General features: G+C 68.0%; 27 protein-coding genes. 10 read left to right on the top strand and 17 right to left on the bottom strand.

The window, feature by feature from the left end; translation table 11 throughout:
• Positions 1 to 26 precede the first annotated feature (26 nt).
• From RQG77_RS05830 to phnD, 5 genes are read right to left on the bottom strand one after another with little or no spacing between them, the layout of a single operon-like run.
• Complete coding sequence (locus RQG77_RS05830) at positions 27 to 653, bottom strand: TetR/AcrR family transcriptional regulator C-terminal ligand-binding domain-containing protein (RefSeq protein WP_311243886.1); 627 nt, start codon at positions 651 to 653, stop codon at positions 27 to 29.
• Positions 650 to 1417 carry a tyrosine-protein phosphatase gene (locus RQG77_RS05825; protein WP_311243885.1) on the bottom strand — a complete coding sequence of 256 codons (768 nt, stop codon included), beginning with the start codon at positions 1415 to 1417 and terminating at the stop codon, positions 650 to 652. Before RQG77_RS05825 ends, RQG77_RS05830 begins: the two co-directional genes overlap by 4 nt.
• Positions 1414 to 2328, bottom strand: a complete 915-nt coding sequence (phnE, locus tag RQG77_RS05820) for a phosphonate ABC transporter, permease protein PhnE (RefSeq protein WP_311243884.1) — start codon at positions 2326 to 2328, stop codon at positions 1414 to 1416. The genes RQG77_RS05825 and phnE overlap by 4 nt, the downstream gene beginning before the upstream one ends.
• On the bottom strand, positions 2312 to 3280 hold the full coding sequence (gene phnC, locus RQG77_RS05815) for a phosphonate ABC transporter ATP-binding protein (protein WP_311243883.1): 969 nt from the start codon (positions 3278 to 3280) through the stop codon (positions 2312 to 2314). The genes phnE and phnC overlap by 17 nt, the downstream gene beginning before the upstream one ends.
• On the bottom strand, positions 3277 to 4179 hold the full coding sequence (gene phnD, locus RQG77_RS05810; RefSeq protein WP_311243882.1) for a phosphate/phosphite/phosphonate ABC transporter substrate-binding protein: 903 nt from the start codon (positions 4177 to 4179) through the stop codon (positions 3277 to 3279). Before phnD ends, phnC begins: the two co-directional genes overlap by 4 nt.
• 170 nt (positions 4180 to 4349) lie before the next feature.
• Between phnD and RQG77_RS05805 the strand changes: the two genes are divergently transcribed.
• Positions 4350 to 4700, top strand: coding sequence for a TraR/DksA C4-type zinc finger protein (locus tag RQG77_RS05805; RefSeq protein WP_311243881.1), 351 nt, complete (start codon positions 4350 to 4352; stop codon positions 4698 to 4700).
• Between the two features lie 94 nt (positions 4701 to 4794).
• On the opposite strand, the gene RQG77_RS05800 is transcribed toward RQG77_RS05805, so the two are convergent.
• From RQG77_RS05800 to RQG77_RS05790, 3 genes are all read right to left on the bottom strand, one after another.
• Positions 4795 to 6330: a serine hydrolase domain-containing protein gene (locus tag RQG77_RS05800; RefSeq protein ID WP_311243880.1), complete on the bottom strand. Its 1536-nt coding sequence runs from the start codon at positions 6328 to 6330 to the stop codon at positions 4795 to 4797.
• A gap of 10 nt (positions 6331 to 6340) precedes the next feature.
• Positions 6341 to 6889, bottom strand: a complete 549-nt coding sequence (locus tag RQG77_RS05795) for a winged helix-turn-helix domain-containing protein (RefSeq protein ID WP_311243879.1) — start codon at positions 6887 to 6889, stop codon at positions 6341 to 6343.
• 94 nt (positions 6890 to 6983) lie between these two features.
• Complete coding sequence (locus RQG77_RS05790) at positions 6984 to 7532, bottom strand: hypothetical protein (protein ID WP_311243878.1); 549 nt, start codon at positions 7530 to 7532, stop codon at positions 6984 to 6986.
• A gap of 74 nt (positions 7533 to 7606) precedes the next feature.
• On the opposite strand from RQG77_RS05790, the gene RQG77_RS05785 reads away from it, so the two are divergent.
• The 4 genes from RQG77_RS05785 to RQG77_RS05770 all read left to right on the top strand — a co-directional run bounded on the left by RQG77_RS05785 (position 7607) and on the right by RQG77_RS05770 (position 11378).
• Positions 7607 to 8512 (top strand): hypothetical protein, encoded by a 906-nt coding sequence (locus RQG77_RS05785; RefSeq protein ID WP_311243877.1) that lies wholly within the window; start codon positions 7607 to 7609, stop codon positions 8510 to 8512.
• The gene (locus tag RQG77_RS05780; RefSeq protein WP_311243876.1) at positions 8509 to 9258 is read left to right on the top strand and encodes a spermidine synthase; all 750 of its coding nucleotides are present in this window, start codon (positions 8509 to 8511) and stop codon (positions 9256 to 9258) included. Before RQG77_RS05785 ends, RQG77_RS05780 begins: the two co-directional genes overlap by 4 nt.
• Positions 9255 to 10094 (top strand): SDR family NAD(P)-dependent oxidoreductase, encoded by an 840-nt coding sequence (locus RQG77_RS05775; RefSeq protein ID WP_311243875.1) that lies wholly within the window; start codon positions 9255 to 9257, stop codon positions 10092 to 10094. Before RQG77_RS05780 ends, RQG77_RS05775 begins: the two co-directional genes overlap by 4 nt.
• 282 nt (positions 10095 to 10376) lie before the next feature.
• Positions 10377 to 11378, top strand: a complete 1002-nt coding sequence (locus RQG77_RS05770) for a magnesium and cobalt transport protein CorA (RefSeq protein ID WP_056511040.1) — start codon at positions 10377 to 10379, stop codon at positions 11376 to 11378.
• 50 nt (positions 11379 to 11428) lie between these two features.
• Here RQG77_RS05770 and RQG77_RS05765 read toward each other — a convergent pair whose 3' ends face one another.
• Positions 11429 to 11905, bottom strand: coding sequence for a cytochrome C5 (locus tag RQG77_RS05765; RefSeq protein WP_311243874.1), 477 nt, complete (start codon positions 11903 to 11905; stop codon positions 11429 to 11431).
• Positions 11906 to 11959: 54 nt separating this feature from the next.
• On the opposite strand from RQG77_RS05765, the gene RQG77_RS05760 reads away from it, so the two are divergent.
• Entirely contained in the window at positions 11960 to 12697 is a 738-nt protein-coding gene (locus RQG77_RS05760; RefSeq protein ID WP_311243873.1) for an SGNH/GDSL hydrolase family protein, read from the top strand.
• A 9-nt stretch (positions 12698 to 12706) separates the two neighbouring features.
• On the opposite strand, the gene RQG77_RS05755 is transcribed toward RQG77_RS05760, so the two are convergent.
• On the bottom strand, positions 12707 to 13300 hold the full coding sequence (locus tag RQG77_RS05755) for a DUF305 domain-containing protein (protein WP_311243872.1): 594 nt from the start codon (positions 13298 to 13300) through the stop codon (positions 12707 to 12709).
• 202 nt (positions 13301 to 13502) lie between these two features.
• Between RQG77_RS05755 and RQG77_RS05750 the strand changes: the two genes are divergently transcribed.
• Genes RQG77_RS05750 through RQG77_RS05735 form a run of 4 tightly spaced genes read left to right on the top strand, consistent with a single transcriptional unit; the run spans position 13503 to position 15763 of the window.
• Positions 13503 to 13844, top strand: a complete 342-nt coding sequence (locus RQG77_RS05750) for a PadR family transcriptional regulator (protein WP_311243871.1) — start codon at positions 13503 to 13505, stop codon at positions 13842 to 13844.
• 1 nt (position 13845) lies between these two features.
• Positions 13846 to 14217 (top strand): DUF1048 domain-containing protein, encoded by a 372-nt coding sequence (locus RQG77_RS05745; RefSeq protein WP_311243870.1) that lies wholly within the window; start codon positions 13846 to 13848, stop codon positions 14215 to 14217.
• Positions 14214 to 14999 carry an ATP-binding cassette domain-containing protein gene (locus RQG77_RS05740; protein WP_311243869.1) on the top strand — a complete coding sequence of 262 codons (786 nt, stop codon included), beginning with the start codon at positions 14214 to 14216 and terminating at the stop codon, positions 14997 to 14999. Before RQG77_RS05745 ends, RQG77_RS05740 begins: the two co-directional genes overlap by 4 nt.
• On the top strand, positions 14996 to 15763 hold the full coding sequence (locus tag RQG77_RS05735; RefSeq protein ID WP_311243868.1) for an ABC transporter permease: 768 nt from the start codon (positions 14996 to 14998) through the stop codon (positions 15761 to 15763). Before RQG77_RS05740 ends, RQG77_RS05735 begins: the two co-directional genes overlap by 4 nt.
• Before the next feature lie 196 nt (positions 15764 to 15959).
• Here RQG77_RS05735 and RQG77_RS05730 read toward each other — a convergent pair whose 3' ends face one another.
• From RQG77_RS05730 to RQG77_RS05700, 7 genes are all read right to left on the bottom strand, one after another.
• Entirely contained in the window at positions 15960 to 17984 is a 2025-nt protein-coding gene (locus tag RQG77_RS05730; RefSeq protein WP_311243867.1) for a hypothetical protein, read from the bottom strand.
• A gap of 121 nt (positions 17985 to 18105) precedes the next feature.
• A complete protein-coding gene (locus RQG77_RS05725; protein WP_311243866.1) occupies positions 18106 to 19113 on the bottom strand; it encodes a hydroxyacid dehydrogenase in 1008 nt (335 codons plus the stop codon).
• Positions 19110 to 20021, bottom strand: coding sequence for a carbohydrate ABC transporter permease (locus tag RQG77_RS05720; RefSeq protein ID WP_311243865.1), 912 nt, complete (start codon positions 20019 to 20021; stop codon positions 19110 to 19112). The genes RQG77_RS05725 and RQG77_RS05720 overlap by 4 nt, the downstream gene beginning before the upstream one ends.
• The gene (locus RQG77_RS05715; protein ID WP_259161003.1) at positions 20018 to 20947 is read right to left on the bottom strand and encodes a carbohydrate ABC transporter permease; all 930 of its coding nucleotides are present in this window, start codon (positions 20945 to 20947) and stop codon (positions 20018 to 20020) included. Before RQG77_RS05715 ends, RQG77_RS05720 begins: the two co-directional genes overlap by 4 nt.
• 65 nt (positions 20948 to 21012) lie before the next feature.
• Positions 21013 to 22308, bottom strand: coding sequence for a sugar ABC transporter substrate-binding protein (locus tag RQG77_RS05710; protein ID WP_311243864.1), 1296 nt, complete (start codon positions 22306 to 22308; stop codon positions 21013 to 21015).
• 100 nt (positions 22309 to 22408) lie between these two features.
• Positions 22409 to 23500 carry a substrate-binding domain-containing protein gene (locus RQG77_RS05705; protein WP_311243863.1) on the bottom strand — a complete coding sequence of 364 codons (1092 nt, stop codon included), beginning with the start codon at positions 23498 to 23500 and terminating at the stop codon, positions 22409 to 22411.
• 75 nt (positions 23501 to 23575) lie between these two features.
• On the bottom strand, positions 23576 to 25036 hold the full coding sequence (locus tag RQG77_RS05700) for a lipase maturation factor family protein (RefSeq protein ID WP_311243862.1): 1461 nt from the start codon (positions 25034 to 25036) through the stop codon (positions 23576 to 23578).
• Positions 25037 to 25105 lie beyond the last annotated feature (69 nt).

Below are 25105 nucleotides of genomic sequence, written 5' to 3'. Positions count from 1 at the left end.
TGGCGGATAACGCGCACGTGAGTGTGTCAGGCCACCATCCCGCGCCAGATCACGTCGACCGCGGCGCGCAGCCGTGTCGCCACCGCGGGGTCATCCATCCGATCGCCGCGCACGACGATCTGGTAGTACGCGGTACCGGCGATCGCGTCGAAGCACGCCTCGACATCGAGATCCGCCCGCAGCTCTCCGCGCGCGATCCCGGCGCGCAGCGCGTTCAACAGCGGCACCCGACGACGCGACACATGTGATTGCCAGTACGCCTTCTGCAGAGCTCGGTCCGACATCACGAGACGGATGCGCTGCCGAAAACGCTCTTCCGAGTACCCGGATGCTGTCAGCACCGCGCCGACCTCACCCAGACCGAGACCGTCGATCAGCGCCTCGCGCAGATCGACGCCATCCGGGTACTCGGGCGGAATCGTGCGCCCCACGTCGAGAGCTGCCGCGATCAGCGTCGTGAGTGACGGCCACCGCCGATACAGCGCGGCGCGACTCACACCGCTCCGCGCGACGACGCGGCTGACGGTCACGTCTTGGCCCGCGTCGATGATCTCGAGCGTCGCGGCGACGATCTGGCCGTCCATGTCCTCGTCGCGCGGACGACCGGGACGACGGCGAACCGCAGCCCCGGCATCCACCTCCACGACTGTCACGCCCCGAGCGCCCGCTCGCGGAGCCGTGCGACCGTCGCATCCGACAGCCCCGCCGCACGGAGCGGGGCGAGCGCATCGCCGTGCTGCTCGCGGAGGGTGTCGAGCAGCGTGCGCATCGAGACCTCCATCGATCCCTCGAGCAGCGACGACGTCGACGCGACGGCCGAGGCGTCGAATCCGAGCGCCTTCCACATCGCCCCCATCACGGGAGCCGTGCGCTGCATGATCGCGACCATGTTGCCGCCGGTGAGGGCGTAGTCGGCGACGATGTCGTCATCCGCCGCACCGAGAGCGAGCAGCAGCATCGCCGCGACGACGCCGGTGCGATCACGTCCGGCCGCGCAGTGAAACGCCGCCGTTCCCGGGGTGTGTGCGATGACGTTCAGCGCCGTGACGAGCTGGGGAGCTGCGACCTCGACCATGCGCAGGTACATCTGCCCCATGGCATCATGGCTGAGTTCGGTCGCGCCCTCGCCCATCGAGCGTCCGACATCGGCGATCAGCGGCAGGTGGTGGTACGCGACGGGGTAGTCGGCGAGCGGGCCCCGGCCGGTCACCGACACCTCCAGCGGCGAGCGCAGATCGATGATCGCGGTGAGCCCTGCGGCGACGAGCTGAGACGCGATCTCGGTCGTGACGTACGCGAGGTCGTCGGTGCGGATCGCGAGACCCTCGCGCAGCACGCCGCCGTCGATCGGGATTCCGCCGAGGTCGCGCAGGTTGACGGGGGCGCTGAGCACCAGGTCGATGTCGGCGATGGTCATGTGATTCTCCTTCGGATGAGGGCACTGCCCTGGTCGATCGCCGTGACGAGCACGATGATGCAGATGATGATGGCGCTGAGGTGGCCGTAGTCGTACATGCGCATCGCGGTGGTCAGCTCGAGGCCGATGCCGCCGGCGCCGACCAGGCCGAGGATGGTCGCGCCGCGCACGTTGCCCTCGAACAGCAGCAGTGTGTACGACGTGAGCAGCGGTGCGCTCTGCGGCAGGATGCCGTACTGGATGACCTGCCTCTTCGAGGCACCGACCGCCTCCATGGCGACGACGGGCCCGCGGTCGACCTGTTCCATGGCCTCGGCGAAGATCTTGCCGATCGACCCGATGGATCCGAGGGTCATGGCCAGGATGCCGGCGAACGGCCCGAGTCCGACGGCCGAGACGAACATGAGCGCGAAGACGAGGTCGGGCACGGAGCGGATGATGTTCATCACCCAGCGGGTCGGGTAGTAGACCCACTTCGGCGCGATGTTCGACGACGCCCCGAAGGCGGCGAGCAGCGACAGCACCGCGCCGAGCACGGTGCCGACGACCGCCATCTGGAACGTCTCGAGCAGCAGGGCGAGGATGGTGCCGATCTTCGAGAAGTCCGGCGGGAACAGGCGCGACAGGAACTCGCCCATGTTGACCGCGCCGTCGCCCAGCTTGATGAAGTTGAACTCCGCGCCGTTGAACGACCAGATCAGCAGCAGAGCGGCGATCGGCAGTCCGATCAGGAACCGTGCACGCGGCACCCGGAAGGCGCGCTCGAGGCGGGACCGCTCGGCCGCGTCGAGCGCGGGGCGAGTCGTCGGGCGGGCGGTCTTCCCGTTCGACGAGCCGGTCGAGCCGGTCGAACCGCCGGTGGAGCCGCCCGTCGAGCCGTCTTTCGGCCGGGGATCAGTGGTGAGCGTCATCGTCGCGCTCCTCGTCGTCGTAGAGCGGCGCGAGGGCCGCGGCATCCAGCTGCGATGTGGCACCGGCGACCAGCATCCGTCCGTGTCGCAGGCCGATGATGCGGTCGCTGTGCGCGAGCGCCAATGGCAGCACATGCAGGCTGACGAGCACGGGGATGCCGTCTTCGGTAGCGATCTCGCGCAGCAGTTCGAGCACCGAGTCCGCGAGCTTCGGATCGAGCGACGCGACCGGCTCATCGGCCAGGATCACCTGGGGCTGCTGCATGAGCGCGCGGGCGATCGCGACGCGCTGCTGCTGCCCTCCCGAGAGCGACCGGGCCGGGGCGTTCGCCTTGTGGGCGATGCCGACCCGGTCGAGCAGCTCGAGCGCGCGGCGACGATGCGCGCTCGAGAAGCCGCCGACCATGTTGATGGGTCCGGCTCCGTGCAGTGCACCCGTGAGCACGTTGGTCAGCACGCTGAGCCGAGGGATCAGGTTGAACTGCTGGAACACCTGTCCGACATCAGACCGCAGGGTGCGCAGCTCGCCGCGCGCGAGGTTGGTGACATCGTGCCCCGCGACCCGCACGGAGCCCGCCGATATCGGGGCGAACCCGGTGAGGCTGCGCATCAGAGTCGACTTGCCCGAACCAGAGGCACCGAGCAGGGCGACCATCTCGCCCGGGAACAGGTCGAGATCGACGCCGTCGAGCACCGTGGTCGTGTCGTAGGCGACGCTGAGGTCGCGCACCGTCACGAGCGGCAGGGCCTGGCGCAGTTCGGCGGTGGGAGTGCGTGTGGCGGATGTTGCGGCATCCGGCCCTGCATCCGGCACTGCATCCGGCCCTGCCGTAGTCGGAGAACCCAGACCATCGGATGCCGATGCGGCGCGTCGGGATGCGACATGCCGACCGGCGGACGAACCGTCTGGGTTTTCCGACGAACCGAGCGTGGAGAGTATGGGACTCGTCACTTGAGGTCCTCGAGCTCAACGCCGGCGACCGCGGCGATCTCGGCGAAGGAGGAGAACGACGATCCGTCGGGGTCGACCGTCTGCTCGGCGGCGGCGAAGGCGCCGTAGGCTCCGAGAGCTTCGGCGTTCTCAGGCGAGAAGACCTCGGCGATGCCGTCCTGGATGAGCTTGCGGGTCTCGGCGTCGAGCGACTGACGGCCGAGCACTGCACCCTGAATATCCATGGCCGGGCTCTCGCCGACGGCACGCCACTCGCCGTCGGCGAACGGGAACATCGGCGCGCCGAGCTCGGTCAGCATGACGGCGGTGCAGGCGGCATCCACCTGTCCCTGCTGCAGTGCCGCGAAGCTGCCCTCGTGTCCGCCCGCGAAGATCGCCTCGTAGTCGGTGCCCTGCTCGAGGCCGGCCTCGTGCAGCATGTACACCGGCATGAAGTAGCCGGAGCTCGACGCCTGATCGGCGAAGGCGACGGTCTTGCCCTCGAGGTCCTCGACGGTCTCGATGGGCGAGTCGTTCAGCACGACACAGGTCGAGACGGGCTTGTCATCGCCCTGGAACGCGACGAGCGCGTCGACTTCGCCGGTGTTCACGGCGAGCGCCGAGGGGAAGCCGCTCATGATGCCGATGTCGACGTGGTCGGCACGGATCGCCTCGACGACGCTCAGGTAGTCGGGCACGTCGGTGATCTCGACGTCGCGACCGGTGGCGGCCTCGAGGAGCTCGGCGAAGACCTCGATCGGGTTCTCGGCGGTGGGGTCTTCGCCGACGGGGATCGTCGCGATCGTGATCGGAGCGTTCGGGTCGGCGGGGGCCGCTTCGGCGGACGGGCTCTGGCAGCCGGTCAGGGCGAGGGCGGCGACGCCGAGGAGGCCGACGGCGGGCAGGGTGAGGCGGCGCATGATGACCTTTCGGGAGGAGATGTTCCCGAATTCCGAGAACAGGAGTATTCCAACTCGCGAAGGTGACAGGCAATTACGAGACCGGCGTACTCGAAACGGAACGCTGAGTGAACGACTGGTGACGGGGGGCGTTCGGCCCGGATGTCGGAACCCCGGCCTAGAGTGTGCGGATGACCCTGGATGCCCGTGCTCGCCTCGAACAGCTGCGCGCCCAGGCAGCGGAGCGGGTCGAAGCGACCGGGGTCACACTCGCCGAGCTGATGCACGACCGCGAGGGCTCGAACGACGACGACGAGCACGACCCCGAGGGCGTGACGCTCTCATCGGAGTGGTCACGGCTGACGGGGCTCGCCGAGGCGGCGGCATCCGAACTCCAGCAGGTCGACGACGCGATCGCACGACTGGATGCCGGCACCTACGGTATTTGCGCGAACTGCGGCCGACCGATTCCCGAGGCGCGACTCGAGGTGCGCCCGTTCGCCACCCACTGCGTCGCCTGTGCCGAGAAGCTCGGCCTCTGAGCCGCGGCTTCTGGTGACCCGACGGCGTTGCGTCTCGGTCTTCGCCACCGTCCCCGCTCGACGACCGGGGCTGACCGGGACAACCGGCACCGGGTCACCAGAGGAACGTGACCCCGACGGCGAACATCGCTCCGATCACGGCGACCGCCCACCAGTACCACGCGCGGCGGCGAGGCCGGAAGGGCAGCGGCGTCCGCGAACCACGCAGTACCAGGACGCCGATGGCAGCGAGCGCCGGTGCGAGAGCGATGCCCCACACCCAGCCGCCGACGGAGAACCACGGCCCGCTGTGCCAGAGCAGCAGGAGGCCGAAGGTCGCCCAGATCAGGTCGCCGATCGACGGCAGAAGCGCCTTCACCCGGAACGCGCGGATCAGGGCGACCAGGCTCAACAGCAGAGCGAGCCCGAAGATGCCCCACGCGATGCCGACCGACGCGCTGTCGATCGCGGGAATCGGCGCGCCGGACGCATACGACATGGCGATGTAGTCGGCCGGGGCGGTCGTGTTCGACAGCGCAAGGAAGGCTGTGCCGGCCTCCCGGTCGAGTGTGAGCATGGTGCGGAAGCCCCCGGTTCCGCCGTTGTGCCAGGTCTGCAGGCCGTCGCCGTCGAACGCGGCCGACGTGATCCATCCCCATCCGATCTCGGCGCCTTCCCCCATGGGTGCGGTCGGGTCGAGAGCGGCTGCGCCCGGGGCAGTCCCGTCGAGATTGGCCTGCGCCCAGGTCGCCAGGTCGGCGGCGGTCGTGAAGGTCGACGAACCGGCCGGCAGGTATCCCTCGCCCCACCAGCGCAGCGCGGGTGTGCCGTTCGACAGGAATCCGGGCACCGCGTCAGCGGGCACCGCGTCGGCCGTCGCCGCGACGACCGTGTCGTCCATACCGAGCGGATCAGTGATGCGCTCCCTCAGCAGGGCCGCGTAGCCATCGGCATCCGCCGCTTCGACGAGTGCCGTCCCGAGCAGCGAGACGGCGAAGTTCGAATAGACCGAGCCCTGATCGGGGTCGACCGGCGCGACCGCCGCGTCGGCGATCAGCTGCTCGGTCGTGGTCGTCGCGTAGGGATTCTCGTTCAGGAGGACGCCGGCCAGCGACTCCGCTTCCGCCGTGGCACCGAGTCCGGGCAGTCCGGAGGAGTGCTGCGACAGCGACGCGAGCGTCACCTCGCCGGCATCCGTGCCTTCGAGCTCGGGAAGGTGCTCAGCGAGCTGATCCTCGGCCTCGACCTCGCCTCGCTCGATCGCATCGGCGAACAGCGCGCCGGTGAAGGTCTTGGTGATGGATCCGAGCTCGAACACCGTGTCGGCGGTCGGGGCTCCAGCGTTCGACGGGTCGGCGTCGCCGAGCCCGGCGAAGACGGCGCCGTCGGGGCCGATCTCAGCGACGGAGAGTGCGCGGAAGCTGTCGAGACTCCCGGGCAGGGAGCGGATGCGGTCGGCCAGTGCCTCATCGCCCGCAGTCGACGCGCTGACCGTCTGATGCTGAGGGCCGATCGCCGCACCGAGCGCGACGCCGACGATCGCTGCCGCGCCGATCACGGCGAGGATCGCTCGTGTGGGGCGCCGGCGTGGAGTATCCGGCGCGTTCTGCGGGTCTTGCAGGTCGGCGGAGGGGTTCGAGGGAGTGGTCACGGTGGGCTCCTCAGCTCGAAGCGATCATGGTCAGGACGAGAAGAGGAACCACGCGTGCGGCCGGCACCTCGTAGTGCCCGCGGCGCGGAGAGACGAGCCACCCCGCGCTGACGAGCTGGCGCAGATGGTGGTAGAGCTGGCCCGACGAGGCGAGGTGCTCGAGCTGCAGCAGCTCGGCCGTCGTGTGCGCGCCGCGCATCACCTGGCGCACGAGCTCGATGCGTGCCGGGTGCCCCAGAGCTTCGAGCGGACGGGCGAGGTCGCTCCAGTCATTCGCGAGCAGCCCTTCGGCGTGCAGCCCGTACTGCCAGCGGATGGGGCCCGCCTGCGTCTCGACCGCGCCGGCCATCATCACGGCCCCCGGCGCACGGCGGCCGAGCTCGTTCACGAACCAGAGCGGATCGTCGGAGCCGGCGGCTCCGGGCGCAGCATCCGTCGCTTCCGATTCCGCACCGTCGGCGGGTGCGGCAGGGTGAGCGGCGAATGCGGAGAGTCGCGCGACCTCGTGCTCGAGGTCGGCGAGCCGGCGCTCGATCGTGCTCTGCTCGTCGGATTCCATGATCCGAACCTATCAAAAGTTCGTAATTACGGAAAACGGGGGATTCTCCGACGGTCGGATCGGATGCGGGCGCGGCCCGAGCACGGATGCCGGTTCAGAGGCTCCCGAACGCGATCACCGCGCACATCGTGCCGACCGTCAGCAGAATCGGCGCCGCCACGATGCCGCACCAGAAGCTCCGGGCGGCCTCCTTGTCGGGCACCAGCGCGGCGGCCAGCGCGGCGACGGCTATGAGCGCCCCGGCGAACGCGAAGACCGGTTGCTGAAACACCCACGCGAGCGGAATGAAGTGGATGCCGACGACAGCCAGCACGAGGGGCGCGATGAGATCCTGTCGCTTGCGCCTGGTCGCCCAGATCGCCAGCACGATGATCACCACCACCTCGATCCAGAAGACGATCAGATACCAGGTCGACGCTGCGCCACCCCAGCTGATCGCCGTCGGCGCTGACCAGTTGCGGATCGCCGCGGGCAGACTGATCCCGGCCAGAGCCGCGCCGCCGAGACTGAGCATCCCGAGGATCACGTGCCAGCTCCAGTGCTTCGGCGGGCGCTCCTGCGCCCACCCCGCCCACACGAAGGCGGCGATCCCGAAGATCGCCCCGGTCATCAGCAGGTCACGCGGGAAATCGTCGATGATCATGCCCACAGGCTAACCGCGAGCCGGTGCCGGGAGCAGGCGACTCCGTGAAGCCCGAGAAGTAGGCTGAGGTCATCATGGACGAGTTCATCCGGGGCTTCTGGATCTTTGCGGGCAACTACTGGTGGCTCGCCTTCCCGATCCTCGGCATGGCCGGCGGCGCGGCGAAGGCGTGGGAGCGCAGCGCGAAGCGCCGGCACGAACGACGCATCGAGACTCTGCGACTCAAGGCCGAGATCAAGACCGCCCAGATCGAAGCGCGCAGCGGACGGGCGAAGCGCATCGGCCCGGCCATCGTCGACACACGGGCATCGGTCGCCCCGAACGCCCTGCTCGAGCGCCTGTTCGCCGAGCACGACGAGATCACCGCCCGCTGGCTCGACTACGAGCTCGACGTCGCGAAGCTCATCGCCTTCCCCGCCATGAGCGACGGGCGCCAGCCGCTGGTCGCCGCGTTCCTGCGGGCGAAGAAGACGGCGGATGCTCTGCGGCCGCTGTCGGCCGAGGCGAACGTGACCGAGCAGCAGGTGTCGGAGTACCTCGATGCGGTGGGCGCGTACGCCGTCGCGTTCGAGATCGCCGAGAAGGATGCCCGGCGTCTGCGCGACTCGACCTTCACCGAACCCGAGCGCAAGCGCCTCGACCGCGCGCAGCAGCTGCTCAAGGTCGCCGTCGACGAATCGGCCACGCAGGCCGAGCGCAACATCGCGTACAAGCGTGTGCGCGACGAGCTCGAAGGGCTGATCCTGCTCAGCGACGAGGCCGTCGAGGTGCTCGAGAAGCAGGTCGCGCGCGAGCTCCCGGCGCAGCCCACCTCTCCCGCAGAGCCTGCGGCCGCCGCGCCTGCCCTGCCGACGCCTGAGCCGGAACCCGAGAGGATCTTCCTTCCCTCCTCGACGAACTCTCCCGCGATCCAGCCCCGCACAGAGGCACCCGCCCCCTTGCCCGCGAGCACGAACGACGACGGGAAGAACCCGCGATGATCACGAGATTCGAAGAGCTCGATTGGCAGGAGACACCGATCGGCGAGCTGACGCTGCGCCGACGCACCGAGCCTGCGGTCGGCGAGGAGATCTACGAGGTCAAGCTCGGCGACGAATACCTGATGTCGAGCCTGTTCACGGTGGCCGAGGAGGAGCTCTCGAATCTCGGCCTGGCCGCCGCCTCGGGCGATGACCTCTCTGTCCTCGTCGGCGGTCTCGGGCTCGGATACACCGCGGTCGCGGCGCTCCGCGATGCACGTGTGGCGTCTCTCACCGTGGTCGATCGGCTCGGCGCGGTGATCGGCTGGCACCGAAAGAAACTGCTGCCCGTGTCGGCTGAGCTCGTCGACGACCCGCGCACGACCCTGGTCGAAGACGACTTCTTCGCCCTCGTCCGGGCAGCGCCCGCAGACGGCCACCGTGGATACTCCGCGATCCTGCTGGATGTCGACCACTCGCCGCGTCACCAGCTCGACCCCACGCACGCCGACCTGTACACCGCGGCTGGCCTGCGCGCACTCGACCGGCACCTCGCTGCCCGTGGCGTCTTCGCGCTGTGGTCGGATGATCCGCCCGACGACGAGTTCATGGTCGAGATGCACGCGGTGTTCGACGACGCGGTCGCCCACGTGGTCGACTTCGCGAACGCCGTCACCGGCGGGACGTCGTCCAACACCGTGTACGTCGCGCGCAGTCGCGGCGCCTGGGAATCGACGGCCGACCGTCGACCCGGTTCGACGCCGTGACCCCGAAGACGATCGTCCTCACCGGCGCATCCGACGGCATCGGCGCGGCATCCGCACGCCAGCTCGCGGCATCCGGCCACCGGCTGATCCTGGTCGGACGCTCTCTCGAGAAGACGCGGGCGGTCGCCGCCGACACGGGTGCCGAGTGGTTCACCGCGGACTTCACCCGACTCGGCGACGTGCGCGAGCTCGCCGTCAAGATCGCCGACGCCGTGGGCGGCGGGGGGATCGACGTGCTCGCCAACAACGCGGGCGGCATCTTCGGCGATCAGACGCCGACGGTCGACGGCTTCGAGAAGACCCTGCAGGTCAACCACCTGGCACCCTTCCTGCTGACGAATCTGCTGCTGCCGCAGCTGCGCACGGGCCATGCGGCGATCATCAACACGTCGAGCGTCGCGCACAGACTGTTCGCCAAGATCGACATCGATGACCTCGACAACCGCAAGGACTTCAGCGCCAACCGGGCCTATGGCGACGCGAAGCTCGCCAACGTGCTGTTCACGAAGAGCCTGCACACGAAGTTCCACGGCGAGGGACTGACGTCGGTCGCCTTCCACCCCGGCACCGTGCAGACCAACTTCGCCTCGGATTCGAACACGCTCATGCGATTCGTCTACCGCACTCCGCTCAAGCGCCTGCTGCTCATCAGCAGCGAGAAGGGCGGCAGCACGCTGAGCTGGTTCATCGAGGGCACGCCGGACGAGACCTGGATCTCGGGCGAGTACTACGACGAGCGAGTGCTGACGCGACGGGTGAACCCTCGGATCGAGGATGCCGCACTGGCCGAGGCCCTGTGGCAGAAGAGCGCCGAGCTCGTCGGGATCGACGCCTGACCGCATCACGGACCGCATGGATCTCGCGTCCAGACGGCAGGAGTATGCTGGCACACCGGGTCACGTGACCCCTTCAGAGCGCGAGAGGCGGTGATGGCGATGTCCGGTGATAGTTGCGACGCCGCCTTCGTTGCGTCGCGTCTGACTGCATCCGTGCGTTGAGCTCCGGCTCCGCACCTGCACGTCCTGCTCCGCAGCCGTCGGCGGCGTCTCCCGCCCCCTGACGAATTCTGCGCACGCCCTCTCTGACGAGGCAGTGCGCCTGCGAGAACGGAGCCAGCCATGGCCCTCATCGACAACGGCGTGTACGTCCACGGACGTCGCGTCGAGACCCCGAAGAACCTCGACGAGACCTACCGGTCGCTCGATGCCCACGGCGGCATCGCCTGGATCGGCCTCTACCGGCCGAGCCCGCAGGAGGTCGCCTCGGTCGCCCGCGAGTTCGACCTGCATCCGCTCGCCGTCGAAGACGCGCTCTCAGGACACCAGCGGTCGAAGGTCGAGCGCTACGGCGACACGCTCTTCGCCGTGCTGCGGCCCGCCCGCTACCGCGACGAGCAGGAGTCGATCGAGTTCGGCGAACTGCACCTGTTCGTGGGGCCCGATTTCGTGGTCACGATCCGGCACGCCGAGTCGCCCGACCTCGTGGGCGTGCGCCGCCGCATGGAGGCGCACCCCGAGCTGCTCGCGATGGGGCCCGAAGCCGTGTTCTACGCGATCCTCGATGAGGTCGTCGACGGGTACGAGCCGATCGTCACCGGGCTGCTCAACGACATCGACGAGATCGAGGACCAGCTCTTCGGCGACAGCGACGACGACGCCCTCTCCCGCCGCATCTACGAGCTCTCGCGCGAGGTCATCAACTTCCAGCGGGCGGTGCATCCCCTCGCCGGGATGCTGGAATGGCTGCGTCGCGGATCCGAGAAGTACCGCATCGACGAGGAGCTGCAGCGGTCGCTGCGCGACGTGCTCGACCACGTCATCCGGGTGAACGAGCGGGTCGACTCGTTCCGCGCGATCCTCGAGAACGCCCTCACCGTGCATTCCGCTCTGGTCGCCCGGCGCCAGACCGAGGCCGGGCTGGCGCAGAACGACGAGATCAAGCGGATCTCGTCGTGGGCGGCGATCATCTTCGCGCCCACGCTCGTCGGCACCGTCTACGGCATGAACTTCGACGTCATGCCCGAGCTGCACTGGGTGCACGGGTATCCGATGGCGATCGGCGCGATGGCCGCCTTCGCGGTCGCCCTCTACGGGGTGTTCAAGTACAAGAAGTGGTTGTGAGGCCGGTCGGGCTCAGGGTCGTCGCCGCTGAGCCTGTCGGTCTCGACCGTCTAGGCCTCGACGCCGCCGTCGCGATCGCGCACCTCGATGCTGGCAACCTCGAGATCGTCGTCGAGCTGCACGAGGATCCGGGAATCCGGGAACTGCTTCGGCGCGTCGAAGGCGATCAGCACGGCGTCGGCGAACACCACGACCGAGGTGGCTTCGAGGTCGTCGCGCAGGTCGGTCTGCTCGATCACGGGCTCGTCGTCGACAGACTCGTCGATGTCGTCGGCGACCTCGTCGATCACCGCACGCCACCGCGACTCTGACACCGACAGGATGCGGGTGATCGCCGCGAGCAGCGCGTCGGCGTCGAGGCTCTCTTCGTCATCCTCGAGCTCGGGGTCGACGTTGACGGTGACCACCGCGCCGGCAGCGTCGATCGTCGCCCGGCCGTAGATGAGACCGTTCTCCGCGACCGGATCATCGAGCAGGCCACTGTCGACGATGCGGGCGAGGAGGTCATCGAGCAGAGGGGAAGCCATGAGACCAGTCTTCCACTGAAGTCTCCCGCTGACACCGCGGCTAGTCTTTAGGGCGTGCCGAACGCCGAATCCCCCGCATCCGCATCCGCCGCATCCGATCTCCGCCGCCTCGCAGACGCGCTCGCCGGCGCCGAGCCGCTGAACTGGGTCATCACCGGCGACTCGATCACCCACGGACTCGTGCACACCCAGGGCGGGCGCAGCTACGCCGAGCATCTGCACGAGCTGATCCGCGGAGAACTGGGACGCACCCGCGATGCCGTCATCAACACGGCGATCAGCGGGCACCGCATCACCGACATCCTCGGCGACTGGGATCGGCGCATCGCGACCTGGAATCCCGACATCGTGACCCTGATGATCGGCACCAACGACATGGCGACCGGTCCAGGCCAGGTCACCGTCGAGCCCGCCGAGTTCGTCGCGTCGCTGCGCGAGTTCGTCACGCGCGCACGGGCGGCGGGCGCGATCGTCGTGCTGCAGACACCGCCGTCGATCGACATCCCGAATGCGCCGGGCCGCGAGCGGATCGTCGAGTTCGCGGATGCCGCGCGCGCGGTCGCCGCATCGGAAGACGTGATCCTCGTCGACCAGCACGCGCGCTTCACCGACCTCGGCAACGGCGGCGTGCCGTGGGGGATGATGAACGACCCGTTCCACCCGAACGCCGCAGGTCACGCCGCTCTCGCGCTCGAACTCGCGAACGCCCTCGACATCTGCCCGCAGCCCGACCGTGACCGCACGCTCCCGCTGCTCGAGGCGTTGGTGATGGCGGCGCGCCTGAACGGCTAGCCTGGCGCCCTAGAGCGACGCCAGCAGCTCCGTCATCTCGGCGACCTCGGACGTCTGCGCATCGACGATGTCCTGCGCGAGGCTGACGGCATCCGCGTTCTCACCGTCGGCGATCTGCGCCTCAGCCATCTCGATCGCGCCCTCGTGGTGCTCGATCATCTGCTCGAGGAACAGCCTCGACGCGTCATCCCCGCTTGCCGCCTCGAGAGCCTCCATGTCATCGTCGCTCATCATCCCGTCGCCGTGGTCCATCCCGCCCCCGGAGCCGGCATCGACGCCCCAGTCGTCGAGCCACCCCTGAAGCTGCTCGATCTCCGGGCCCTGGGCGTCTTTGATCCTCGTGGCGAGGTCCTCGACGCGAGGATCGATCCCCTCGTCGGCCAGCACGATGTCAGCCATCTCGATCGCCTGCTGGTGATGCGGGATCATCATGGTCGCGAACATCACATCGGCAGAGCTCACGCCCGCGATCTGAGCGTCGGACGATGAGTGATCCATGCCCGGCATCGACGAATCGTCGCCGGGAGTGGTGGTCGCGCACCCCGCGAGCACGATCGCTCCGGAGAGCAGCAGTGCGGCCACAGCCGCAGTTCGTCTGGTCATCCCAGCCTCTTCCTTCGGGTCATCGGTGCTCCGATATACCCCGTGGGGGTATTAATCGCCAGGTGGTCGCCTCCCGAACAGCGGCGCGACGAGACCTTGGAGAAAATTCACTATTCGGTGTTGCTAAGTACCGGTACTCAGTGTTACTTTGTACCGGTACCCAGCAACACTGAGTACCGCAACCGAACGATAGGAGGTTCTCATGGGCAAGCAGATGACCGAGATGCTCAAGGGCACCCTGGAGGGCATCGTCCTGGCCCTCCTCGCCGAGCAGCCGGCCTACGGGTACGAGATCACGAGCAGAGTGCGCGATCACGGATTCACCGACATCGCCGAGGGCACGATCTACGCACTCCTCGTGCGCGTCGAGCAGAAGAAGCTCGTCGACGTCGAGAAGGTCCCGAGCGAGAAGGGGCCGCCCCGCAAGGTGTACTCCCTGAACGCGGCAGGCACGCAGGAGCTCGCGGAGTTCTGGAAGACCTGGAGCTTCCTCTCCCAGCACATCGAACGACTCAACACGAACACGAACACCAAGGAGAACTGACATGGCCGCGAAGTGGATCGAAGCGCTCACCGGATCGCTCGAGCAGAAGAAGCAGTACCGAGATGCGAAGAAGCGCATCGAGGCTCTCCCCGAGCCGTACCGCACGACCGCCCTCGCCCAGCACCGCTACACGATGTACTACGGAGGCATCACCGACGGCGACACCCTCGTGCAGATCTTCGTCGACCTCGCCGATCTGTGGGAGCGTGCCTCGATCGACGGCACTCCGATCGCCGACATCACGGGAGACGACCCGGTCGAGTTCACCGAGACCTACGCCCAGGCGTACGGCGGAACCCAGTGGATCGACAAGGAGCGCGCACGCCTCATCAAGGCGGTCGACGACGCTAAGAAGAAGGAGTCCCGATCATGAACGCCCCCGCGATCGCCGTCCGCGGCATCGAGAAGTCCTACAAGGACCTTCACGTGCTGCGGGGCGTCGACTTCGAGGTCGAGAAGGGGTCGATCTTCGCCCTCCTCGGCTCGAACGGTGCCGGCAAGACCACGATGGTCCGCATCCTCTCCACGCTACTGACCTCGGATGCCGGATCCGCCAGCGTCCAGGGCATCGATGTCGCCGCCGATCCCCTCGCTGTGCGGCAGCGGATCAGCCTCACCGGTCAGTTCGCCGCAGTCGACGAGATCCTCACCGGACGCGAGAACCTCGTGCTGGTCGCGAAGCTGCGGCATCTGCCGGATGCCGGCACCGTCGCCGACGACCTGCTCGCGGCCTTCCGACTGACGGATGCCGGTGCCCGCAAGGTCGGCACGTACTCCGGAGGCATGCGACGCCGACTCGACATCGCCATGAGCCTCGTCGGACACCCCGAGGTCATCTACCTCGACGAACCGACCACGGGACTGGACCCCGAGGCCCGCATCGAGGTGTGGAACGTCATCAAGGAGCTCGCGAACACCGGAACCACCGTGCTGCTGACCACGCAGTACCTCGACGAGGCCGAGCAGCTGGCCGACCGCATCGCGATCCTTCACGAAGGTCGAATCATCGCCAACGGCACGCTCGCAGAACTCAAGCGCCTGCTGCCGGCCGCCAAGGTCGAGTACGTCGAGAAGCAGCCCACCCTCGAGGAGATCTTCCTCACCCTCGTCGGCACCCCGTCGGCGGCAGAATCCGGAAAGGAGAACGCAGCATGAGCACGCACTTCGCCGCCGACACGGCGACACTCACCGGCCGGTCGATGCGGCACATCTTCCGCAGTCCCGACACGATCATCACCACCGCGGTCACACCGATCGCGCTGATGCTGCTGTTCGTGTACGTCTTCGGCGGCGCGCTGCAGCAGAGCACCGGCGTCGACAACTACGTCAACTACCTGCTCCCCGGCATCCTGCTGATCGCGATCGCATCCGGGATCGCGTACACCGCCTTCCGCCTGTTCACCGACATGCAGAGCGGCATCTTCGAGCGCTTCCACTCCATGCCGATCGCCCGATCGAGCGTGCTGTGGGCGCACGTGCTCACCTCCCTCACGGCGAACGCCATCACCCTGGTGATCATCTTCGCGGTCGGGTTCGTGATGGGATTCCGCACCGGGGCGAGCGTCTGGGCGTGGCTCGCCGTCATCGGCATCCTGATGCTGTTCACCCTGGCACTCACGTGGCTCGCGATCATCGCGGGACTCAACGCCAAGACGGTCGACGGGGCCAGTGCGTTCTCGTATCCGCTGATCTTCCTGCCGTTCATCAGCTCGGCCTTCGTGCCGACCGACACGATGCCGGCTCCCGTGCAATGGTTCGCAGACAACCAGCCGGTCACCTCGATCGTCAACACCATCCAGGCGCTGTTCGCCGAGCAGCCGGTCGGCACCGACATCTGGGTCGCCCTCGCCTGGTGCGTCGGAATCCTGATCGTCGGCTACGTTTTCGCGATCGTCTCGTACCGCAAGAAGGTCAGTTGAACGTCTGCAGTGAGACGGAACGCTCCGTCCGGGCCCCGCGCCCGGCCGGGGCGTTTCGCCGCGCTCGGCGTCGGGTCTGTGGCACGGTTCCTCACTTCAGGCCTGTTGCTCGGGAGGAGGACTGCGCCTCGGGAGGAGGATCCAGCCCTGAGGCTCCTCCCGAAGGGTGGTTCTCCTCCCTAACGCGCGGGCGACCTCAGAGTCCGGGGCGATCATCGACCTTGACCAGAGTCCGCCCGCGGAGGGTGAACACCGCCCCATCCTCGTCGACATTGAGATGAGGCCCGCTGTACCAGCCGCCGTTGATGCCCGGCACGACCGTCGTCACCTCGAAGGTGCGAGGGTGGATGCGGAACAGGTTCGTGTCGGACACCCCGTAGATCACGCCGCGGGCCGCCTTCATCGCCGCGAAGCCGGGCACGAGTGCGGCGAGGTCACCGGTGTGCACGACCTCGCGGCGGGGCCGGTCGATCACCACCAGGGCACCCTTGATCGTGAGCGCGAACAGGTATCGTCCGTGCGCGGCGAGGGCGGCGATTCCGTTCGGCTTCGCCGTCTCGACCCGCCACAGCTCTCGATGCGCCACAGGATCCCAGGCGACGACCGTCCCACGGGGCCCGGTCTTCTGGGCATTGTCGCCGCCGAGGTACGCGACGCCGTCGACCGCGACCACCGCACGCACCAGCTGCACATCGTCGATCGGGTTGATCGCATGGCTGCTCGCTCCCGTCCGAGGATCGAAGGTCCACAGGGAGCCGCCACCCTCGGTGTCGGCCTGAGCCGCCACCAGCAGCATCCGATTGCAGTCGTCCCAGTGGGTGTCGAGCGGACGGTTCTGCGCCGAAGGGAAGGATGCCACGCGGCGGATCGGGTCTCCTGAGCGCGGGTCGTATGCCCAGATTCCCTGCGAGTTGTACTGACCGGTGTACAGCACGCCGCCGATCACCTCGGCATCCTTCGCCTCCCCGGGCGCGCGGAGATTGATCGCACCGCCGCGTCGCAGATCGTGGCGGGCGATGCCCCCGTTGCCGCCGACATAGGCGAAGCCCGCACCGACCGCGATGCCCATGCAGGTCTGTGCGCTCACGGGTGCCCCGGCCCTACCGAGGTCGTACTCGCCTCGTACCGCACCGGCGGCGTCCAACGCAGCGACGAACCCGTAGCCCGAGACCACGACCAGTCCGTCATCCTGGGCGTCGAGCCCCCAGATCTCACCGAGGTCGATCGGCACCGGCAGCTGCTGCACGGCATCCTCGCCCGGCGTCCACCGGACCACGCCGGCGTCGTTCGCGCAGAAGACGTCGCCACCCAGGACGGTGAAGTTCTTCGCCGTGGTGCCGATCGATGTCACGGCGCGGTACGACGCGTGATCGGCGAGCGCGATCTCGGCGAGCTTCGACGGCTCGGTCGACCCCGCGGACGACACGAGAAGCCGGTCCCCGGCGACAGTGAGCTCGCGGATGCTGGGGTCGTTCACCATCTCGACGGGAGTGATGTCGGAGAAGGACGCCGAGGCACGATCGAAGGCGTAGAGCGCCGCCCTGCTCGTGCCCGCTCCACCCCCGAGCGTGCTCCCGGCACCGAAGAACACCGCCTGATCGGTGGCCGCCACGGCGCGCGCGAGGGTCGCCTTCGCGTCAGGCACGCCGAGACTCGTGATCGCCCCGGATGCAGGGTCGTACTGCCACAGCGCGGGTGCGCTCGACCCACCTCCACCGACGGCGAACACCGTGCCGTCTGGCGAGACGGCGAGGTCGCGCACGTCCCGGTCTCCGATACGCCCGATCGCCACCGCGGGCGAGGCGAGGTCGGTCAGGTCCCAGCGATACAGGTTGTTCGCACTCGCAGCCTTCTGCAGGATGCCGGCGTAGAGCACCTTGCGCACGGGATCCACCGCGAGCGCCTGGATGCTGTGGCCGGTCCCGAGCGTCGTCGAATGCGTGACCGTGGCCGATGCGACATCGAAGGCGAGGATGCCGGTCGGCTCGAGGTTGCGGGATCCGATGTAGCAGACGCCGTCGAGCAGCACCCCGCTCATGAGCGAGTACTGCATGATGCCGGGCCCGATCTCGGTGATCGTGGCGCCGGTGCGGCCGGCCGGGAGGAGCGACGGTGCGGCGCTCGCCGACTGCCCGGACGCGACTCCCGCCGCAGCCGCAAGCAGGCCACCGGCACCTGCGAGGAGGACGGTTCGTCTGGTCATCTTCATCGGTTCGGACATGGTGTCTCCGTACTTCGTCGTCGAATGATGGGGAGGTCTTCAGGTTTCGAATCGCTCATCTGACCGCATCCGTCGTGCATATCGGGTCAGATGAGCGATTCGAACGCGGCGGGGCGTCGGGTCAGGCAGTGATGGCGAGCAGCTCGGGCTCGACCTCGTGCGCGAGCGGCTCGCCCCGCGAGATCCGGTGCAGCTCGTCGAGCATCACTCCCGACAACCGCTCGAGTTCGACCCCGTATGACCCCGCGATGTGCGGGGTGAGCAGCGCATGCTCGGACGTGTAGAGCGGGTGGTCCGGCTCTAGGATCCACGGCACGGTCACGTCGAGGATCGCGAACAGCTCACCCGCGAGCACCCTGCGCGTCAGAGCATCCTGATCGACGATCTCACCGCGTGCGGTGTTCACGAGGGTCGCGCCACGCGGCATGGAGGCGATGCCCGCGGCATCCACCAGATCGATCGTCGAGGGCAGCGACGGCGCATGCACCGAGACGACGCGGCTGGTGCGCAGCAGTTCGTCGAGAGCGATCGAGGCGACACCCATCGCCGCCGCATCGGCATCGGACAGATACGGGTCGTAGACCACGACCTCGAACGCATAGGCCCTGAGCATCCCGATGACGATGCGGCCGATCTTCGACGCACCGATGATCCCGACGCGCTGACCGTAGTTGCCGAGCCCGGGGAACGATGCCTCGATGTCGAACTCGTCCTGCACCTGGCGATAGTGGCGGGCGATCGGGAGCACCTGCTTGCCCGCCAGCACGATCATCGCGACGGCGAACTCGGCGACGGGCACGGCGTTGGCACCGGCTGCCGAGCTCACCCGCACCCCGCGCTCGAGAACTGCGGGGTCGAGGTAGGGCTTCACGGTGCCCGCCGCATGCAGCACCGCCTCGAGGCTGGGTGCCGCATCGAGCACCGCAGTGTCGATGCGCGGCGCTCCCCAGCCGGTCACGAGGACCTCGACCCGCGCAAGCACGGCGCGGGCATGGGTGGAGTCGTACTCGGTGAGGATGCCGGCCACCTCGGCGACGTCGGCGTACTCGCGCATCACCCGGTCGGGGAACACCCGACCTCGCACGGAATCGGTCATCGCGAACGCGATCACCGGACGCCGCCCGCTCACTTGACGCTCCCCGCCGACAGGCCCGATCGCCAGAACCGCTGCAGCATCACGAACGCGAGGATGAGGGGGAGCACCGAGACGAACGACCCGGCGATCACGAGCGTCGAGAACTCGGGGTTCTGCTGCACCTGGCTCTGCCACAGAGCGATGCCGACGCTGGAGGGGAAAAGATCGCGGTTCTGCAGCATGATCAGAGGGAGCATGAAGTTGTTCCAGATGCCCACGAACTGGAAGAGGGCGATCGTGACGAATCCGGGAACCAGCATCGGCAGCCCGACCTGCAGGAAGCTGCGGATGGGACCGGCGCCGTCGACTCGGGCCGCTTCGAGGGTCTCGGCCGGCAGATAGCCCGACGAGAACACCCGCGCCAGGTAGACACTGAAGGGGTTGCAGAGCGTCGGGATGAGCACCGCCCAGATCGTGTTGGTGAGTCCGATGGATGCCGCGAGCAGGTAGAGCGGGATCACGGTGGCGGTGTTCGGGATCAGGACTCCCACGAGCACCGAGGCGTACAGCCCCCGCTTGCCGCGGAACTCGAACTTGTCGAACGCGTACCCGGCCATGAGCGAGACGAATCCGCCGACGACGGCTCCGATTCCGGCATACAGAATGCTGTTCCCGAGCCACCGGAGGAAGATCCCGTCGTCCTGCGCGAGCAGGCGCTGCAGGTTGACGAACAGGTCGGTGCCGAAGGCGAAGGCGTTGCCCGAGTAGAGCTCACCTGCATCCTTCGTCGCCGCGAACACGAGCCAGAGCAGCGGCAGCACCATGTAGGCGGAGCCGAGCACCAGCAGTCCGTTGACGCCGACCTTTGCGGCCGTGCGGCGTGAAGCGCGCGGCGGGCGCGAGCGCACCGGCTTCACGGGGGCGGACGTCTGGGGCGTCGGACGATCGATCACAGCGGTCATCGCGTCGGCTCCTTCGAGGTGAATCGGGTGACAACCCACGAGAGCAGGCCGGCGAGCAGGGCGAGGATGATCGAGGCGGCGGCCGCCTGCGGCAGGTTGTTGCGGTTGAACGCCGCGTCGTAGGCCCACATGTTCGGCACCCAGGTGCTGGTCACGGCCGTCGTCGCGGAAGACAGGATCTTCGGCTCGGTGAACAGCTGCAGCGAGCCGATCACGGTGAAGAGCAGCGCGACGCCGAGGGCCGGCCAGACGAGCGGGGTCTTGATCGACAGTGCGGTGCGGATCTCGCCCGCGCCGTCGACCTTCGCTGCTTCGAGGATCTCGCGCGGCACCGCCTGCAGCGCCGTGAAGAGGATGATGACGTTGTACCCCGCCCACTCCCACACCGCGATGTTGACCATCGAGGGGAGAACGAGCTGCACCGAGAGGAAGTCGATCCCGATGCCGCCTGATTCGAGAGCCTTGACGATCGGGCTGACGCCGGGGGTGTAGAGATAGGCCCAGATCAGCGCGGCGATCACACCCGGCACGGCGTGCGGCAGGAAAAGCAGCAGCTGGAACGCGCGCTTGGCGTAGGCGACCGCCGAGTCGAGCAGCAGCGCGAGCACGAGGGCGAACGCCAGCAGAGTAGGCACATAGAGCAGGCAGTAGATCGCCAGCCGCCCGAAGCCGTCGGTGAAGGTGGTGTCGCTCAGCACCTCGAGGTAGTTGCCGAGTCCGACGAACTCGACCGTCGCCCCGCCGAATCCGAGTCCGCTGCGTCGCTCGGCGAAGAGGCTCATTCCGATCGCGTAGATCACCGGGGCGATCATCGTGAGAGCGAACAGCACGAAGAAGGGGATCAGGAACACGGATGCGGTGCGTCCGCCCGTTCCCGGAATCGTCTTCCTGCGGGTGCGCCTCGTGGCGGGTGCCTGAGTCGTCATGGTCTGTGTCCTTCGATCCGGACCGTCGGGCGGTGCGTCTTCGCGCCCGCCCGACGATGCATCGGCTATTCCTGGATGTCGAGGCCGAGCTTCTCGAGCCCGTCGACCGTGGCCCTCTGGGTCGAGCTCAGCGCATCGCTCAGCGTCGGCGAGGCCGTGACGGAGTCTTTGAGCGCCGTCGCGGTGAGGTCGTACTTCGGTCCCCAGGCCCACGGGCCGAGGTCAGCGGATGCCTCGTCGAAGACCTCGTAGATGTCGTTCGCGTAGTAGTCGGTCGGCGCGACGGACGCGGCGACGTCATTGAGTCCGGGATAGGCCAGGTACGCGGTGCCCACGGCACCTCGCGCCTCGATCGCCTCGGGAGACGTGACGAGCCACTCGAGGAAGACCGCTGCCGCTGCCGCGTTGTCGGAGTTCTCGGGGATCGCGAAGCTCGTGCCGCCGCTCAGCGCTCCGCTGGGCTCGCCATCCCACGACGGCGGGGCGGCGGCGATCCACTTGCCTGCCTGGCCCGACGCCTCGGTGCGGGTCTTCAGCGCAGATGCGCTCCATGATCCGCCGACCCACGCGTTGACCACTCCGCTGTTCAGATCGGCCGTCCATTCGTCGCTGAACCCGAGCTGCTTCTTGACCAGGTCCTCGTCGATCAGACGCTGCCAGTAGTCGGCGACCTCCTGCGACTCCTCGTCATCGACAGCGACCTTCCAGCTGTCGTCCTCGACGCTGAACCACTCGGCTCCTGCCTGCCACGACATCGGTGCGAGCTGCGGCTCGTTCGTGAAGAAGCTCGTGAGGTAGGCGTCGGGGTTGACGGCCTTGACGGCGCGGGCCGCCTCTTCGAATTCGTCCCACGTCGTGGGCACGTCGACGCCTGCAGCCTCGAGCACGTCCTGTCGGTACCAGATGACCATCGGCGGGGCGTCGTACGGGAGGGCGTAGGCCGCGTCGCCGAACGACACGAGGTTGCGCACCTGCTCGTCGTACTCGCCCAGCACGTCACCCGACACCAGTTCGTCGACGGGCGCGAGCTGCTCCGCCGCCACGAATCCGGGAAGCCGGTCGTACTCGATGCCGACCACATCCGGGCCGCTCCCCGACTCGATGGCCGCGGAGAGCTTCGTGTATCCGCCGTTCGCCCCGTTCGGGATCTCCTCGAAGGTGACCGTGATGTCGTCCTGGCTCGCGTTGAAGGCGGCGGCGACATCGGACATGCCGCTCAGGAACGACCAGAAGGTGACCTCACCCTTCGGGGTCTCTGTCGTCACCGGCTCGACTGCCGGACCGCCGGCAGCGCATCCCGCGACGAGGACGGAAGTGGCGGCCAGAGCCACCACCGAGAGGGAAGTTCGATGCAGGGACATCGCGGGTTCTCCTTTGAATCGTTGACCGTGCGAGTTCGATCATTCGTCACGCGGCACGATTCACCAACCGAAGAAGCCGATTTACAACAAAACCTAACAATCAGGAGATGCGGACCGTCGACTCGCGCACCACCAGCGCAGGCAGCAGCGCCATGCGCACGGACGTGTGGGCAGCGCTCGACGGCTGCTTCAGCCGGTCCACACAGAGGCGGAGCGCCGCGTGGCCGAGCTCGTGCTTCGGTGGCGCCACCGCGGTGAGGGGAACCGTCGCGAAGCCGGCGACCTCGTCGTCATACGCCACGACCGCGAAGTCCTGCGGCACATGCAGTCCCCTCTCGAGCACGAGGTCGAGGAAGGCCATCGCGTCGGCATCGCCGAGCAGGATCGCGGCTGTGATCCCCTGCGCGAGGCAGTCGTCGAGGAGGGCGCCCAGTTCGACGATGTTCGCGTTGTCGCCGAGCTGCGGGTGCGAGAGATCTCGCCGCAGAGCACGTGCTTCGGCCGGATCGAGGGCGCCCATCGCACGTCGGTATCCGGCATCGAGTCCTGCCACCGTCGCGGCGGGGCGCGCGGCGAGCGCGATCCTGAGATGCCCCTGCTCGGCGAGATGACGCACGGCGACCTCGGCGCCATGAGCATGGTCGGTGCGGACCCACTCGAGCTTTCCGGCGAGCGGGTCGTCGACCGACCTCTCGACCATCACCACTGGAAGGGCCACCTCCGACAGCATCCGCTGCAGAGGGGAGTCCCTGGCGAGGGTGGCCTGGGGCGTGATCATCAGAGCATCCACCCCGCTCGCGATCAGTCGCTCCGCTTGACGCAGCTCCTCCTGCTCGGAGTAGTTCGATGCGCCGACCACGAGGCGGCAGTTCGACTCGTGAGCCGCCTGGCTCGCGCCGCGGATCACTTCGGGGAAGTAGTACCGAGTGGTCGGGACGATCATTCCGATCGTCGCCACCGGCCTCGGTCGGATCGCACCCTGCTCGGCGTCCCGGGACTGCTGCTGCGCCACCGCGGGAGAGATCGCCCCGCCATGCACCTTGACGAGCAGCCCGCGCTCCTCGAGGGTGACGAGGTCACGCCACAGAGTCATGGTCGTCACGCCGAGGCGTGCGGCGAGCGCCGTGCTCGACAGCGAGCCTCGCATCTCGAGTTCGCGCAGGATCGCATCGTGACGCGCTGCGGCGGGCATCGTTCCTCCGTCGGGGATCCTCGAATCCAACAGAACCCAACATACGTGCACGCGATCCTGCCCGGCGCGCGCGACTTACCGCAGCCCGAGCGGACCGAGCACGACGGCCTGCCGTGTGCGCACCCAGACCACGCCGTCCGCTCGCCGCTCGGCACGGGTGGCGAAGCGATAGCGATACGACACCGCGCGCACCCACCGCGGCGGCTCTCCGTCGAACGGGTCTGTCCGAAGCAGCGCCAATGTCGGAGCATCCGCCTCGAGCAATCGCAGCTGGAACACCGTGAACCAGTCGTCGAGGGAGCGCCCGAGCGGCAGGAACCACATCAGCCAGTCGAGGCGCAGGTGGTACGGCGCGAACTGGGGAGGGATGCGGCGCACATCGCCCGGTTTGCCCTTGAACTCGTACTCCTGCCAGAGCAGCCCGTCGTCATCCACCGACCCCTCGACGACGATCTCGACGCGTTCCTTCGTCACCGTCCCGAAGGCACCGTAGGCGTTGGCGAGCTGCCAACGGTTGAAGCTCGCATTCATTGCCTGGCGCCGCGCGAAGAGGTTGCGTAGCGCCGGCCAGCTCACCACGAGATAGAGCAGCCCCACCGCTGCAGTGATCACGAACCAGTACAGCGGGATGCCGGGCCACGGCGCCGCGGATGCTGTCGCGCTCCCGATGCCCGGCAACCCGATCGCCGAGAACGCGATCACGATCGTCACCCAGTTCAGCCAGGCGAAGTTGCCCGTGGCGACGAGCCACACCTGCGTCGCGATCATGATCGTCGCAGCCACGGCCCCGACCACTTGCGGGATCGGTCCTGGGATCCACACCGACAGGATCGGCGCGAAGACGAAGAACGGCACCACGAGCTGCGCGAAGTGATTGCCGACGACCTCTCCCCGATGGAACCACCGAGGCAGCAGGTGGGCCTGACGACTGAACGGCCCCGGCATCGGCTGCGTCTCGTGGTGATAGGTGAGGGCCGTGAGGTCGCGCCACTCCTGTCCGCCGCGGATCTTGATCATCCCGGCACCGAACTCGACGCGGAACAGCAGCCACCAGAACAGCACGATCACGACGGTCGGCGGCGGTTGGTCGTTCGATCCGAGGAACGCCGCGAGGAACCCCGCCTCGAGCAGCAGCATCTCCCACCCGAACGAATAGAACGTCTGCCCGATGCTGACGATCGACATGTAGCCGAGCCACAAGGCCAGGAAGCACAGCATCGGCACCCACGGCGGCCCCCACTGCGGGATGCCGAGGACGAGCACGGCCGAGAGCGCGATCCCCACCCCACACAACAGCACGAGTCGTCTGTCCGAATACCGGATGCGGAGGAACAGGGTCGGGTGCAGCATCCGCCGTCGTTCCTTCTTCTCGGCGATCCAGTCGAGAAGCACCGGCGCCGGCAGCAGTCCGTGCTCGCCGAGAAGCGGACGGAACTGATTCAGCGTCGAGAGGAACGCGACGAGGTACAGCGCCGCGACGCCCCGCTGCAGGACCTCGCGGGCGAACCCGAAGTCGACCGCCGCGAACCCGTCCACGGCGACAGGCTACGCCCGGGTCGGATCGCCCACGGAGGGGGTTGCGGTCGGCGACTCTGCGCCCCGGGA

This window comes from Microbacterium sp. WCS2018Hpa-23 (genome assembly GCF_031843845.1).
Taxonomy (GTDB): domain Bacteria; phylum Actinomycetota; class Actinomycetes; order Actinomycetales; family Microbacteriaceae; genus Microbacterium.
The sequence above is the reverse complement of the archived record's forward strand: the minus strand, read 5'-3'. Positions and strand labels throughout refer to the sequence as shown.

Excerpts from the sequence above, each read along its gene's own strand:
- RQG77_RS05780 (WP_311243876.1), top strand. The coding sequence starts at position 8,509 with ATGATCACGAGATTCGAAGAGCTCGATTGGCAGGAGACACCGATCGGC.
- RQG77_RS05805 (WP_311243881.1), top strand. The coding sequence starts at position 4,350 with ATGACCCTGGATGCCCGTGCTCGCCTCGAACAGCTGCGCGCCCAGGCA.
- RQG77_RS05720 (WP_311243865.1), bottom strand. The coding sequence starts at position 20,021 with ATGACCGCTGTGATCGATCGTCCGACGCCCCAGACGTCCGCCCCCGTG.
- RQG77_RS05825 (WP_311243885.1), bottom strand. The coding sequence starts at position 1,417 with ATGACCATCGCCGACATCGACCTGGTGCTCAGCGCCCCCGTCAACCTG.
- RQG77_RS05790 (WP_311243878.1), bottom strand. The coding sequence starts at position 7,532 with ATGATCATCGACGATTTCCCGCGTGACCTGCTGATGACCGGGGCGATC.
- RQG77_RS05765 (WP_311243874.1), bottom strand. The coding sequence starts at position 11,905 with ATGGCTTCCCCTCTGCTCGATGACCTCCTCGCCCGCATCGTCGACAGT.
- RQG77_RS05795 (WP_311243879.1), bottom strand. The coding sequence starts at position 6,889 with ATGGAATCCGACGAGCAGAGCACGATCGAGCGCCGGCTCGCCGACCTC.
- RQG77_RS05750 (WP_311243871.1), top strand. The coding sequence starts at position 13,503 with ATGGGCAAGCAGATGACCGAGATGCTCAAGGGCACCCTGGAGGGCATC.
- RQG77_RS05710 (WP_311243864.1), bottom strand. The coding sequence starts at position 22,308 with ATGTCCCTGCATCGAACTTCCCTCTCGGTGGTGGCTCTGGCCGCCACT.
- RQG77_RS05735 (WP_311243868.1), top strand. The coding sequence starts at position 14,996 with ATGAGCACGCACTTCGCCGCCGACACGGCGACACTCACCGGCCGGTCG.
- RQG77_RS05730 (WP_311243867.1), bottom strand. The coding sequence starts at position 17,984 with ATGTCCGAACCGATGAAGATGACCAGACGAACCGTCCTCCTCGCAGGT.
- RQG77_RS05770 (WP_056511040.1), top strand. The coding sequence starts at position 10,377 with ATGGCCCTCATCGACAACGGCGTGTACGTCCACGGACGTCGCGTCGAG.
- phnE (WP_311243884.1), bottom strand. The coding sequence starts at position 2,328 with ATGACGCTCACCACTGATCCCCGGCCGAAAGACGGCTCGACGGGCGGC.
- RQG77_RS05740 (WP_311243869.1), top strand. The coding sequence starts at position 14,214 with ATGAACGCCCCCGCGATCGCCGTCCGCGGCATCGAGAAGTCCTACAAG.
- RQG77_RS05785 (WP_311243877.1), top strand. The coding sequence starts at position 7,607 with ATGGACGAGTTCATCCGGGGCTTCTGGATCTTTGCGGGCAACTACTGG.
- RQG77_RS05745 (WP_311243870.1), top strand. The coding sequence starts at position 13,846 with ATGGCCGCGAAGTGGATCGAAGCGCTCACCGGATCGCTCGAGCAGAAG.
- phnD (WP_311243882.1), bottom strand. The coding sequence starts at position 4,179 with ATGCGCCGCCTCACCCTGCCCGCCGTCGGCCTCCTCGGCGTCGCCGCC.
- RQG77_RS05705 (WP_311243863.1), bottom strand. The coding sequence starts at position 23,500 with ATGCCCGCCGCAGCGCGTCACGATGCGATCCTGCGCGAACTCGAGATG.
- RQG77_RS05715 (WP_259161003.1), bottom strand. The coding sequence starts at position 20,947 with ATGACGACTCAGGCACCCGCCACGAGGCGCACCCGCAGGAAGACGATT.
- RQG77_RS05755 (WP_311243872.1), bottom strand. The coding sequence starts at position 13,300 with ATGACCAGACGAACTGCGGCTGTGGCCGCACTGCTGCTCTCCGGAGCG.